Annotated in this window: 12 protein-coding genes; 5 read left to right on the top strand and 7 right to left on the bottom strand. The window is 74.1% G+C overall.

Going from position 1 to position 11639, the window contains the following annotated elements:
* Positions 1 to 636: a TetR/AcrR family transcriptional regulator gene (locus tag BX286_RS09055; RefSeq protein ID WP_261993385.1), complete on the top strand. Its 636-nt coding sequence runs from the start codon at positions 1 to 3 to the stop codon at positions 634 to 636.
* On the opposite strand, the gene BX286_RS09050 is transcribed toward BX286_RS09055, so the two are convergent.
* Complete coding sequence (locus BX286_RS09050) at positions 633 to 1754, bottom strand: alkene reductase (RefSeq protein ID WP_079425365.1); 1122 nt, start codon at positions 1752 to 1754, stop codon at positions 633 to 635. The two genes, BX286_RS09055 and BX286_RS09050, sit on opposite strands and share 4 nt — an antisense overlap.
* A gap of 55 nt (positions 1755 to 1809) precedes the next feature.
* Between BX286_RS09050 and BX286_RS09045 the strand changes: the two genes are divergently transcribed.
* Positions 1810 to 2184 carry a MerR family transcriptional regulator gene (locus BX286_RS09045; RefSeq protein ID WP_079425363.1) on the top strand — a complete coding sequence of 125 codons (375 nt, stop codon included), beginning with the start codon at positions 1810 to 1812 and terminating at the stop codon, positions 2182 to 2184.
* On the opposite strand, the gene BX286_RS09040 is transcribed toward BX286_RS09045, so the two are convergent.
* The 6 genes from BX286_RS09040 to BX286_RS09015 all read right to left on the bottom strand — a co-directional run bounded on the left by BX286_RS09040 (position 2181) and on the right by BX286_RS09015 (position 6894).
* Positions 2181 to 3413: an acyl-CoA dehydrogenase family protein gene (locus tag BX286_RS09040; protein ID WP_079425361.1), complete on the bottom strand. Its 1233-nt coding sequence runs from the start codon at positions 3411 to 3413 to the stop codon at positions 2181 to 2183. The two genes, BX286_RS09045 and BX286_RS09040, sit on opposite strands and share 4 nt — an antisense overlap.
* Before the next feature lie 12 nt (positions 3414 to 3425).
* Positions 3426 to 4451 carry a phosphotransferase family protein gene (locus BX286_RS09035; protein WP_079425359.1) on the bottom strand — a complete coding sequence of 342 codons (1026 nt, stop codon included), beginning with the start codon at positions 4449 to 4451 and terminating at the stop codon, positions 3426 to 3428.
* A 151-nt stretch (positions 4452 to 4602) separates the two neighbouring features.
* On the bottom strand, positions 4603 to 5511 hold the full coding sequence (locus BX286_RS09030; protein ID WP_079425357.1) for an MBL fold metallo-hydrolase: 909 nt from the start codon (positions 5509 to 5511) through the stop codon (positions 4603 to 4605).
* A 104-nt stretch (positions 5512 to 5615) separates the two neighbouring features.
* On the bottom strand, positions 5616 to 5936 hold the full coding sequence (locus BX286_RS09025; protein ID WP_079425355.1) for a DUF202 domain-containing protein: 321 nt from the start codon (positions 5934 to 5936) through the stop codon (positions 5616 to 5618).
* Positions 5933 to 6331: a YidH family protein gene (locus tag BX286_RS09020; RefSeq protein ID WP_079425353.1), complete on the bottom strand. Its 399-nt coding sequence runs from the start codon at positions 6329 to 6331 to the stop codon at positions 5933 to 5935. The genes BX286_RS09025 and BX286_RS09020 overlap by 4 nt, the downstream gene beginning before the upstream one ends.
* A 20-nt stretch (positions 6332 to 6351) precedes the next feature.
* Complete coding sequence (locus BX286_RS09015; protein ID WP_237292712.1) at positions 6352 to 6894, bottom strand: NUDIX domain-containing protein; 543 nt, start codon at positions 6892 to 6894, stop codon at positions 6352 to 6354.
* 85 nt (positions 6895 to 6979) lie between these two features.
* Between BX286_RS09015 and BX286_RS09010 the strand changes: the two genes are divergently transcribed.
* From BX286_RS09010 to BX286_RS09000, 3 genes are all read left to right on the top strand, one after another.
* Positions 6980 to 8635: an FAD-binding dehydrogenase gene (locus tag BX286_RS09010; RefSeq protein WP_079425350.1), complete on the top strand. Its 1656-nt coding sequence runs from the start codon at positions 6980 to 6982 to the stop codon at positions 8633 to 8635.
* 292 nt (positions 8636 to 8927) lie between these two features.
* Positions 8928 to 9875: a hypothetical protein gene (locus BX286_RS09005; protein ID WP_079425348.1), complete on the top strand. Its 948-nt coding sequence runs from the start codon at positions 8928 to 8930 to the stop codon at positions 9873 to 9875.
* A gap of 96 nt (positions 9876 to 9971) precedes the next feature.
* On the top strand, positions 9972 to 11522 hold the full coding sequence (locus tag BX286_RS09000) for an APC family permease (RefSeq protein WP_079425346.1): 1551 nt from the start codon (positions 9972 to 9974) through the stop codon (positions 11520 to 11522).
* Positions 11523 to 11639: the final 117 nt, after the last annotated feature.

The raw sequence follows: 11639 nt of genomic DNA, 5'->3' as shown, positions 1-11639 counted from the left end.
ATGGCCGCCAGGAACACCGCCGGACCCGGGGACGGCGACCGCGACCACGATCGCGACCGCGACCGCGAGACCCCGGTGCCGCAGCGGCTGCTGGCCGTCGCCACCAGGCTGTTCGCCGAGCGCGGCTACGACCGCACCTCCGTCCAGGAGATCGTCGAGGCGGCCGGGGTGACCAAGGGAGCGCTCTACCACTACTTCGGCTCCAAGGACGACCTGCTGCACGAGGTGTACGCGCGCATGCTGCGCCTCCAGCAGCAGCGGCTCGACGCGGTGGCCGGATCCGATGCCCCCGTCGAGGAGCGGCTGCGGGCCGCCGCGGCCGACGTCGTCGTCACCACGATCGAGAACCTCGACGACGCGATGATCTTCTTCCGGTCGATGCACCAGCTCAGCCCGGAGAAGTACAAGCAGGTCCGCGCCGAACGCCGGCGCTACCACGAGCGGTTCCGCGCCCTGGTCGAGGAGGGCATGGCCAGCGGGGTGTTCGCCACGGCCACCCCCGCCGACCTGGTGGTGGACTACTACTTCGGCTCGGTGCACCACCTCTCCACCTGGTACCGGGCCGACGGCCCGCTGACCCCGCACCAGGTGGCCGACCACCTCGCCGACCTGCTGCTCCGCTCCCTGCGCCCCTAGACAAGGGCGGCGGGGGCGAGCGCCGGGTAGTCGTTGTAGCCCTCGGCGCCGTGCACGTGCATCAGGAACTCGGGGCGGAGTCCGTTGAGCGGGCCGCCCGTGCGCAGCCGTTCCACGAGGTCGGGGTTGGCGATGAAGCCCCGCCCGAGGGCGATGAGGTCGGCGCCCGCCGCCAGCAGCCGCTCGCCCCGCGCCAGGCCCGCGTCGGCGTCGACCTCCGCGCGGGAGAGCTTCGGGTTGGCGATCAGGGTGCCCGGCCAGGCCCGGCGGAACTCCGCGAAGGAGGGCTCGTCCGGGTCGGCGTACAGCAGGTGCAGGTAGGCCGGGTCCAGGTCCTCGAGGGCTGCGAGGAGCGCCGGGTAGATCTCCCCGGTGTCGCCCTCCTCGATGCCGTTGATGTCCCTTCCGGGGGAGATGCGCACGCCGACCCGCTCCGGGCCGACGGCCTCGGCGACGGCCCGGACCACCTCGACGGCGAACCGGATCCGCCCCTCGACCGGCCCGCCCCAGGCATCGGTGCGCAGGTTGGTGTTCCGGGCGAGGAACTGGTGGAGCAGCATGCCGTTGGCAGCGTGCACCTCCACCCCGGCGAAGCCGGCGTCCACCGCGTCTCGGGCCGCGTCCGCGAAGTCGGCGACGGTCGTCCGGATGTCCTCCTCCGTCATCGCGCGGGGGGTGACCGGAGCCCGGAGGCCGGTGGCGGTCTGCAGCGGCTCCGGGAGGGCCACGGCGGAGGGGGCGACCGGGACGTGCCCGCTGGTGTCGGGGTGGCCGATCCGGCCGCCGTGCTGGAGCTGGAGGAACATCCGCCCGCCGGCGGCGTGCACGGCCTCGGTGACCCGCCGCCATCCGGCGGTCTGCGCCGGGGTGTGGATGCCCGGGATGTGCGGGTAGGTCTGGCCGACGGCGTTCGGCGTGGTGCCCTCGGCGATGATCAGGCCCGCCGAGGCGCGCTGTGCGTAGTGGGTGGCCATCAGCTCCCCGGGCACCCCGTCGGCCCCGGCGCGGTTGCGGGTCAGCGGGGCCATCACCAGACGGTTGGGGAGGGCCAGGGGGCCCAGGCGGGCGGGGGAGAAGAGGAGGGATCCGGCGGCGAAGGCCTGTCGTGTCTGCGTCATGCCGGTACCGTAGAACCTGACATCAGTGTCAGGTTCAAGACCGAATGAGGTGGCCGTGCGGATCGGTGAACTGGCGGCGCGCACCGGGGTGGGCGAGCGCTCGCTGCGCTACTACGAGCAGCAGGGCCTCCTGGCCTCCGACCGCACGCCCGGCGGCCACCGCGAGTTCCCCGAGCGGGCCGTGGACAGGGTGATCCGCATCCAGGAGCTCTACGCGGCGGGGCTGCACAGCTCCAAGATCGCGCAGATCCTGCCCTGCATGCGGGACGAGGACGGCGGCCCGTCGCTCCGGGCCACCCCCGCCCTGGTGGCCGAACTGGTCACCGAACGGGACCGGATCGACCGGATGATCGGCGACCTCGTCCGCTCCCGCGAGGTACTGGACGAGGTCATCGCGACGGCCTCCGGCCGGGTTGCCCCGGCTTCCTAGCGGTAGCGCTTCAGCTCACGGTGGGCCAGGGAGCGCTGGTGGACCTCGTCCGGGCCGTCCGCCAGCCGCAGCGTCCGCGCCGCCGCCCACAGCTCGGCCAGCGGGAAGTCCTGGCTGACCCCGCCCGCGCCGTGCAGCTGCACCGCCTGGTCCAGGATCCCCACCACCGCCCGCGGGGTGGCGATCTTGATGGCCTGGATCTCGGTGTGCGCGCCCCGGTTGCCGACCGTGTCCATCAGCCAGGCCGTCTTGAGCACCAGCAGCCGCAGCTGCTCGATGGTGACCCGGGCGTCCGCGATCCAGTTCTGCACGACGCCCTGCGCGGCCAGCTCCTTCCCGAAGGCCGTACGGCCCACCGCACGCCGGCACATCAGCTCGACGGCCCGCTCCGCCATGCCGATCAGCCGCATGCAGTGGTGGATCCGGCCCGGGCCGAGGCGGGCCTGGGCGATGGCGAAGCCGGCACCCTCCTCGCCGATCAGGTTCTCCGCCGGCACCCGCACCCCGTCGAAGACCACCTCGGCGTGCCCGCCGTGGTCGTGGTCCGCGTACCCGTACACGGTCATCGCCCGGCGCACCTCCACCCCGGGGGTGTCGCGCGGGACCAGGACCATCGACTGCTGGCGGCGCGGATCCGCACCGTCCGGGTCGGTCTTGCCCATCACGATGAACACCTTGCAGTCCGGGTTCATCGCCCCGGAGATGTACCACTTGCGCCCGGTGACCACGTACTGGTCGCCGTCCCGCTCGATCCGGGTCTCGATGTTCGTCGCGTCCGAGGAGGCCACCTCGGGCTCGGTCATCGCGAAGGCGGAGCGGATCTCCCCGGCGAGCAGGGGCTCCAGCCACTGCTTCTTCTGCCGCTCGCTGCCGAACTGGGCGAGCAGCTCCATGTTGCCGGTGTCGGGGGCCGCGCAGTTGGTGGCCATCGGGGCCAGGTGCGGACTGCGGCCGGTGATCTCGGCGAGCGGGGCGTACTGGAGGTTGGTCAGCCCGGCCCCGTACTCCGCGTCCGCAGAGCCGTGCGGGTCCACGAAGAACAGGTTCCACAGCCCCCGGCGGCGCGCCTCGGCCTTCAGTTCGCCGAAGACCGCCGGGGTGTCCCAGGGCGAGGCCAGCCGCGCGCGCTGCTCGGCGGCGAGGGCTTCCGCCGGGTGGACGTGCTCCTCCATGAACGCGAGCAGCCGCCCGCGGAGTTCCTCGGTCCGGGTGTCGAATGCGAAGTCCATCTGCGCGGCTCCTCAGCCTTCCTGGAGGGTGGTCAGACCGTGTGCGATGAAGACCGGGACCAGCTCGCCGATCCGGTCGAAGCCCGCGCCCACCGTCTGCCCGAGCGTGTAGCGGTAGTGGATGCCCTCGAGGATCACCGCGAGCTTGAACCAGGCGAAGGCGGTGTACCAGGCGATCGCCCCGGTGTCCCGGCCCGAGCGGGCGGCGTAGCGCTCGACCAGCTCGGCGGGCGCCGGATGGCCCGGCGCGCGGCTCGTCGTGCTGACGGGGGAGTCCTCCAGGCCCAGGTCGGAGCTGTACATCACCAGCAGCCCGAGGTCCGTCAGCGGATCGCCCAGCGTCGACATCTCCCAGTCCAGCACCGCCCGGATCGTGTCGTCCGGTCCGCCGATCAGCACGTTGTCCAGCCGGAAGTCACCGTGCACCACGGCCGGCGCGGGGGAGGCGGGCAGCGCCCGGCCCAGGGCCGCGTGCAGTTCGTCGATCCCGGCCAAATCCCGGCCCCGCGAGGCCGCGAGCTGCTTGCCCCAGCGGCGCAGCTGCCGGTCCAGGAACCCCTCGGGCCGGCCGAAGTCGCCCAGGCCCACCGCTCCCGGGTCCACCGCGTGCAGGTCCACGAGCGTGTCCACCAGCCCCAGTACCGCCCGCCTGGTCCGCTGCGGGCCGATCTCCGCGAGCTGCCCGGCCGTCCGGTACGGCACCCCGTCCACGTGCTCCATGACGTAGAACGGCGCCCCCAGCACCTCCTCGTCCTCGCACAGCAGCAGCGGCTCCGGCACCGGTACGGCCGTCCCGTGCAGGGCGGCGATCACCCGGTGCTCGCGCCGCATGTCGTGCGCCGTGGCCAGGACGTGTCCCAGCGGCGGGCGGCGCACCACCCAGCGGGCCCGGCCGTCGGTGACCGCGTACGTGAGGTTCGACCGGCCCCCCTCGATCAGCCGGCCGGTCAGCGGTCCGGCCACGAGCCCGGGGAGCGCGGCGTCCAGGTGGCCGCGCAGCCGCTCCAGGTCGAGGCCTCGGGGGTCGGCTGGGGTCATGTGCGCGCCTCCGTGGGAAGTCGGGTCGACGACGGGTGTCCCGAGCCATCATGCCGACCAGTCGGTATGCCGTCCAGGGGGCGGGCCGAAAGAAGCCTTCCGGCCCGTCGCCTTCCGGCCCGCCCCTCCGGCCCGCCGCGCTCTCAGCGCCTCACGCGTGGCACAGGATCGCAGTGCCGCCGTTCATCACCGTCATGTCCCGCAGCACGGCCATGATGTCCAGCGGAGCCCCCTCCGGCTCCCCGGCCAGCTCCGCGTACGCCCGGTGCAGGTTCGCCACCAGCCGCTCGCTCTCCCGCCAGGCCGCGAACTCCCCGAGATCCGCCCCGTGCGCGGTCTCCAGCGGGCTCAGCCCCTTGTCCCGGCCCTCCCGCGCCAGCTCCGCCACGTACCGCAGGTAGCGCTCGGTGGCCTCGTACGCGGACGGGTCGGTCAGCGGCCCGTGCCCCGGCACGAGGGTCTCCGCGTCCAGCGAGCGCAGCAGCTCCAGCGCCCGCAGCGAACCGGCCAGCGAGCCCATCGCCAGGAACGGCGTGCCCCCGGCGAAGACCAGGTCGCCGGTGAACACCACCCGCTGCCCGGGCAGCCACACCACCGAGTCGCCGGTGGTGTGCGCCACGCCCGGGTGCAGGACGCGCACCTCGGTGTCCCCCACGTGCAGGGTCAGCCGGTCGCCGTAGGTGAGGTCGGGCGCGGTGATCTCTATCGCGCCGAAGTCGGTCGCCGGCCAGATCAGCTCCAGCTGGTGCCCGGCGGCGAGCTGCTCGGTCCGCGCGTTGTCGTGGCCCACGATCACGGCCGGCGCGAAGACGGCGTTGCCGTAGGTGTGGTCGCCGTGGTGGTGGGTGTTGACCACGGTCCGAGGCAGCGCGGACCCGGCCGCCAGGACCGCCTCGCGCAGGGCCAGCGCCCGCCGCTCGGTGGCGGCGGTGTCGACCAGCAGGGTCCGTCCGCCGTCGGCGACCCAGCCGGCGTTGTTCAGGCACCAGCCGCCGTCCGGCTGGACGTAGGCGTACACCCCGGCCGCGGGCTGGACGACGTAGGGCTTCTCGACGGTCATGGGCGCTCTCCCCGGGTCGCTGTGACAGGCGGTCAGCATCCTGTCAGCCGGACCGCGACCGGGGGAGGGCGGGGTTCGGGGGGAGGGGAAGGGGACGGGGACGGTCAGACGATCAAGGTCATCGCGAACACCGCCAGCGCCACCGCGCACGCCGCCGCCCCCACCGCCGCCCGCGGCGCCAGCCCCGCCGGCCGGGCGGCCGCGAGCTGCCGGATCCGCCGGTGCGCCACCCACAGGAACGCCACCCACACCAGCGCCATCACCGCAGCCCCGCCGGCCTCCAGCGGCGACCCGTTCCCGTGCAGCGCCTGCCGCAGCGCCAGCACCGCGGTGACCGAGCACGCCAGGGTGGTGCGCCGCCACGCCAGCCGGGTCCGCTCGGGCTGGAGCCCGGCGTCCCGCAGGGCCGTCCCCGGGCGGGTCACGGCCGGCCCGCCCAGCCCATCAGCACGACCACCACCATCGCCACCGCGACCAGCCCGACCCCCAGGCTCAGCAGCACCGGGAACGGCGACAGCGGCAGGTCCTCGCCCCTGCGCATCGCCCGCTCGCACCGCACCCAGTGGTGGACGGCCCGCAGCGCGCAGGCCGCCCCCACCGCCAGCAGGGCGAGCGCCATCCCCACCCGCACCCCCCAGCGCAGGTCCGGCAGGAACTGGTCCACCGCGAACCCGCCGCCCACCAGCGCCAGCGCGGTCCGGATCCAGGCCAGGAAGGTCCGCTCGTTGGCCAGGGAGAAGCGGTAGTCCGGGGTCTCTCCCTCGCCACGCAGCCGCTGCGGAGCGAACCAGAGGCGGACGTCCTTGACGAAGTCGATCACCTGTCCAATTTACGTCCCCCTCAGGCGCGGGGCGCGGGCGGCCGGGCCGCGCCCTCCCGGAAGGCCCGCAGCCGCCGGTACGCCTCCAGCCCGTCCGGCACCCAGGGCCACTCCCCGCCGCCCGCCCGCCGCTCCAGCTCCTCCGGATCCAGCCAGGCGTACCAGTCCACCTCGGACTCCTGCGGGGACACCGGCAGCGCGCACCGCACCTCGTGCACGTACGACCACCAGGAGCCGCCCGGACCCTCGTAGAGGAACTTGAACAGCGGCACCGGCTGCTCCAGCCCGCTCACCCCGAGCTCCTCCTCCGCCTCCCGCAGCGCGGCCGCCGGGTAGCCCTCGCCGGCGCCCAGCACCCCGCCCACGAACATGTCGTAGTGCGCGGGGAACACCAGCTTCGAGGCGGTCCGGCGGTGCACGAAGACCCGCCCCAGCCCATCCCTGACCTGCACGAACACACACCGGTGGAGCAGCCCCCGGGCGTACACCTCGCCCCGCCGGGCCCGCCCGGTGACCCGGTCGGCACGGTCCACCACGTCCAGAACCTCATCCGCAGCACTCACCCGTCCATCCAACCACCGCTGTTGACGGGTTACCGCTCCGTAGCCAAGGATCTGCCCCACCACCGACCGGAGGACGGGCAGACGCATGAGCTACGACGCTGACGTGATCGTGATCGGAGCGGGCCTCGCCGGCCTCGTGGCCACCGCCGAGCTCGTCGACGCGGGCCGCAAGGTGATCCTCCTCGACCAGGAGCCCGAGCAGTCGATCGGCGGTCAGGCGCACTGGTCCTTCGGCGGGCTGTTCTTCGTGGACTCCCCCGAGCAGCGCCGGATGCGGATCAGGGACAGCCGCGCCCTCGCCCTCCAGGACTGGCTGGGAACCGCCGGTTTCGACCGTGAGGAGGACACCTGGCCGCGCCGCTGGGCCGAGGCCTACGTGGACTTCGCGGCCGGGGAGAAGAGGCCCTGGCTGCACGCCCAGGGGGTGCGCTTCTTCCCCGTCGTCGGCTGGGCCGAGCGCGGCGGCTACGACGCCAACGGCCACGGCAACTCCGTCCCGCGCTTCCACATCACCTGGGGCACCGGCCCCGGCCTGGTCGAACCCTTCGAACGGCGGGTCCGCGCCGGGGTGGCCCGGGGCCTGGTGAGCCTGCGGTTCCGCCACCGGGTCACCGGGCTCGCCGCCACCGCCGGAGCCGTGGACACCGTCACCGGGGAGGTCCTGGCCCCCTCGGAGGCCGCACGGGGCACCGCCAGCGGGCGCGAGAGCACCGGCGCGTTCAGCCTGCGGGCCCAGGCGGTGATCGTCACCAGCGGCGGCATCGGCGGCAACCACGACCTGGTCCGCGCCCAGTGGCCGGCCCGCCTCGGCACCCCGCCCGCGCGGCTGCTCTCCGGGGTTCCCGCCCACGTGGACGGCCTGATGCTCGGCATCGCGGAGAAGGCCGGGGCCAGCCACATCAACAAGGACCGGATGTGGCACTACACCGAGGGCATCGGCAACTGGGACCCGATCTGGGCCCGCCACGGCATCCGCATCCTGCCCGGCCCGTCCTCCCTCTGGCTGGACGCCACCGGCCGGCGCCTGCCCGTACCGCTCTTCCCCGGCTTCGACACCCTCGGCACCCTCGACCACATCATGCGCACCGGGCACGACCACACGTGGTTCGTGCTCAACCAGCGCATCATCGGCAAGGAGTTCGGCCTCTCCGGCTCCGAGCAGAACCCGGACCTGACGGGCCGCTCCGTCCGTGAGGTGGTCAACCGCGCCCGGCAGGCCGTACCCGGACCGGTCAAGGCGTTCATGGACCACGGCGCGGACTTCATCGTCGAACGGGACCTGTCGAGGATGGTCCGCCGGATGAACGAGCTCACCGGCGAGGACCTGCTCGACGAGGCAACGGTGCGGCGCGAGATCACCGCCCGCGACCGGGAGATCGCCAACCCCTTCACCAAGGACCTCCAGGTGACGGCCATCCACGGGGCGCGCAGGTACCTCGGTGACCGGCTGATCCGCACCGCCGCCCCGCACCGGATCCTGGACCCCAAGGCCGGTCCGCTGATCGCGGTCCGCCTCTCGATCCTGACCCGCAAGTCCCTGGGCGGCCTGGAGACCGACCTCTCCTCCCGCGTCCTGACCCCCTCGGGCGAGCCGCTGTCCGGTGTGTACGCGGCCGGGGAGGCGGCGGGCTTCGGCGGCGGGGGCGTCCACGGCTACCGGGCCCTGGAGGGCACGTTCCTGGGCGGCTGCCTCTTCTCGGCCCGCGCGGCGGGCCGCGCGGCCGCCACCGCCGTCTCCTGACCCCACCCGGGCCCACGCCCCAGGACCCGGCCCATTCGCCCCAACGTGCCCCCTTCGTCGACCAGTTGATTCCGGCCACCCGCCGGTCCGGACCTTGACGCGGAGCTGTGCGTACCGGTTTGCTGTGAGTGATCATCCGGATTGACCACCGGCATGGTCGAGCCGCGCCCCGGGCGCCCCGCGTCCACGCGCCGCACACCCGCATGGCACACCCGCACCGCACCCGCACGGCCCCGCACCCGCACCCCCGTACGTCGTCCACCCGCGCCCGCGCTCTGGAGGGAACCCGCGGATGTCCCCGCCGCCGCCCCTCGGCCGCACCCGCAAGCGGGACGCCCAGCTCTTCGACCCGGCCCTCTGCGACACCGAACTCGTCTCCGTACGCGGCCAGTTCACCCAGGGCCGCTGGGCCAGGGCCCGCAGCCTGCTGGTGGCCACCGGCGACGACTGGGACCGCCGGGGCCACCGCGTCACCGTCCTCGCCCAGACCCCCTCGGCCACCGCCTGGGCCCGCGAATGGCTCCTCGCCGAACCCGGCAGCGCCGACGCCGCCACCCTCCTCGCCTGCGCCGCCGTCCACGCCGCCCTGCGCGGCAAAGGCACCCCCCAGGCCGCCGACGAGGCCTGCCGCCGCGCCGCCGCCCTGCTACCGGCCGACCCCACCCCCTGGCTCGGCCTCCTGATGCTCTCCCGGGCCTTCGGCACCGACGAGGAGTTCAGCCGCAACTTCGACCAGGTCCGCGCCCGCCACCGCGAGCACCACCACGCCCACCACCTCATGGTCGCCCGGCTCGCCGAACGCGACCCGGCCGCCGGCCGCGACCCGCTCCACGAGGTCTACGACTTCGCCGCCTGGGCCGCCGAGGAGTCCCCGGCCGACTCCCCGCTCGCCGTGCTCCCCGTGATCGCCCACGCCGAGCGCTACCGCGTCCTCGCCGCCGCGGAGGGGCGCACCGCCCCCGAGGACGCCGCCCTGCACTGGACCGGCCGCCGCGCCCGCCAGGTGCTGCGGTCCGCCTTCGACTGGTGGCTGGAGTGGGAACGCGAGGACCACCCCCGCAACCGGGTCGACCTGAACTTCCTCGCCCACGCCAAGCTCTGCGAAGGGCGCCCCGCCGAAGCCGCCGCCCTCTTCCACCGCATCGGGGCCCACGCCACCCGCGCCCCCTGGTCCTACCCGGACCGCGACCCCACCAAGGCCTTCCTCGCCGCGCGCAGCGCCGCCCTCGGCACCGCCTGACCCAGGCCCCCGCCCCCCGGCCCGCAGCCGCGACCCCGACCGACCCCCGACCCGCCCAGCCGACCCCCGACGCCCCGCCCCCGAAAGGAACCTGCCATGCCGACGGGCAGATCCACCGTGACGGCCGCCGCAACCGAGGCCGAGATCCGCACCTACAAGGGCCAGGACCGCGCCCTGCGCGCCGGCCGCCTCGGCACCGCCGGACTGCTGCTGTCCGTGCTCGCCGCCAGTGCGCCCCTGATGGTCGTCGCCGGTGTCATGCCCACGATCTTCGGGGTCATGGGCATCGTCGGCCAGCCACTGCTCTTCGTGATCCTCGGCGTCGTCCTGGCCCTCTTCGGCATCGGCTACGCCGAGATGAGCCGCCACGTCCACAACGCCGGCGCCTTCTACGCCTACATAGCCCGCGGCCTCGGCCCCACCGCCGGAGCCTGTGCCTCCCTCGTCGCCCTCGTCGCGTACAGCGCCATGCAGGTCGGCGTCTACGGCATCCTCGGCTTCGAGATCTCCGGCCTCTCCTCCACCTACCTGCACACCGAGATCGCCTGGTGGATCCCCGCCCTGCTCGCGGTCGCCGCCACCGGCGCCCTCGGCTGGCTGAAGATCGACCTCAACGCCAAGGTGCTCGGCGTCCTGCTGCTCGTCGAGTGCGCCCTCGTCGTCGTCTTCGACCTCGCCGCCCTCGGCAAGCCCGGCCCCCAGGGCCTCTCCCTGCACGCCTTCGACCCCGCCACCCTCGGCGGCGCCGGCCTCGGCACCGCCCTGTGCTTCTGCATCGCCGCCTTCGTCGGCTTCGAGCAGTCCCCGGTCTACGCCGAGGAGACGAGCAAGCCGCACATCGTCGTCTCCCGGGTGATGTTCCTCGCCGTCGGCTTCGTCGCCCTCTTCTTCGCCCTCAGCGCCTGGGCCCTCAGCGTGGCCACCGGGCCCGCGCAGATCACCAAGGCGGCCGCCGAAGCCGGTCCCGCCCTGCTCTTCGACCTCACCAGCAGCCGCCTCGGCGCCGGCTTCACCGACGTCCTGCACGTGCTCTTCGTCACCGGCATGTTCGCGGCCATGCTCAGCTTCCACAACGTCGTCGCCCGCTACGCCTTCGCCATGGGCCGCGAGGGCCTGCTCCCCGCCCGCTTCGGCCGCACCAACCCGGGCACCGGCGCCCCCGCCACCGGCTCCCTGCTCCAGACCGTGGTCGCCGCCCTCGTCGTCCTCGCCTTCGCGGTCACCGACGGCTCCCCGGCCGGCGACCCCACCGCGCCCGTCCTGCACCTGTTCACCTGGATGGGCAGCGTCGGCGCCCTCGGCGTGACCGTCCTGATGGCCGCGTCCTCCTTCGCCGTCATCGCCTTCTTCGTCCGCCGGGGCGCCGCCGGGGCCCAGGTCTGGCGGCTCGTCGCGGCGGGCCTGGCCGGGCTGGCCCTGGTGGGCATCGCCGTCTACACGGTGAAGGACTTCGCCATCCTGGTCGCCGCCGAGAAGGGCTCCGCGCTCAGCTGGGCGCTGCCCGCCATCATCGGTGTGGCCGCGGTGGCCGGACTGGTCCACGGGCTGGTGCTGAGGGCCCGCCGCCCCGAGGTGCACGCCCGGATCGGCCTGGGCAACGAGGCCTTCCGGCTCGACCAGGCCGCCGAGGCCGGGCCGGGCGCCTGAGGCCCGCAGCCCTCGTATTCGTACGCCTCCCCAGCCCCCGGCGACCGTTTCCATGGTCGCCGGGGGCTTCGGCCGCAGTGGCCGATTTTGGCGGGGGGCGGACGCTCATGGTCTCCT

The organism is Streptomyces sp. 3211.6, from assembly GCF_003634815.1.
In the GTDB taxonomy this organism is placed as follows: domain Bacteria; phylum Actinomycetota; class Actinomycetes; order Streptomycetales; family Streptomycetaceae; genus Streptomyces; species Streptomyces katrae_A.
The sequence above is the reverse complement of the archived record's forward strand: the minus strand, read 5'-3'. Positions and strand labels throughout refer to the sequence as shown.

Bases quoted from the DNA above. Each gene is read 5' to 3' on its own strand.
- BX286_RS09040 (WP_079425361.1), bottom strand. From the start codon at position 3,413: ATGGACTTCGCATTCGACACCCGGACCGAGGAACTCCGCGGGCGGCTG.
- BX286_RS09050 (WP_079425365.1), bottom strand. From the start codon at position 1,754: ATGACGCAGACACGACAGGCCTTCGCCGCCGGATCCCTCCTCTTCTCC.
- BX286_RS09010 (WP_079425350.1), top strand. From the start codon at position 6,980: ATGAGCTACGACGCTGACGTGATCGTGATCGGAGCGGGCCTCGCCGGC.
- BX286_RS09005 (WP_079425348.1), top strand. From the start codon at position 8,928: ATGTCCCCGCCGCCGCCCCTCGGCCGCACCCGCAAGCGGGACGCCCAG.
- BX286_RS09000 (WP_079425346.1), top strand. From the start codon at position 9,972: ATGCCGACGGGCAGATCCACCGTGACGGCCGCCGCAACCGAGGCCGAG.
- BX286_RS09055 (WP_261993385.1), top strand. From the start codon at position 1: ATGGCCGCCAGGAACACCGCCGGACCCGGGGACGGCGACCGCGACCAC.
- BX286_RS09035 (WP_079425359.1), bottom strand. From the start codon at position 4,451: ATGACCCCAGCCGACCCCCGAGGCCTCGACCTGGAGCGGCTGCGCGGC.
- BX286_RS09030 (WP_079425357.1), bottom strand. From the start codon at position 5,511: ATGACCGTCGAGAAGCCCTACGTCGTCCAGCCCGCGGCCGGGGTGTAC.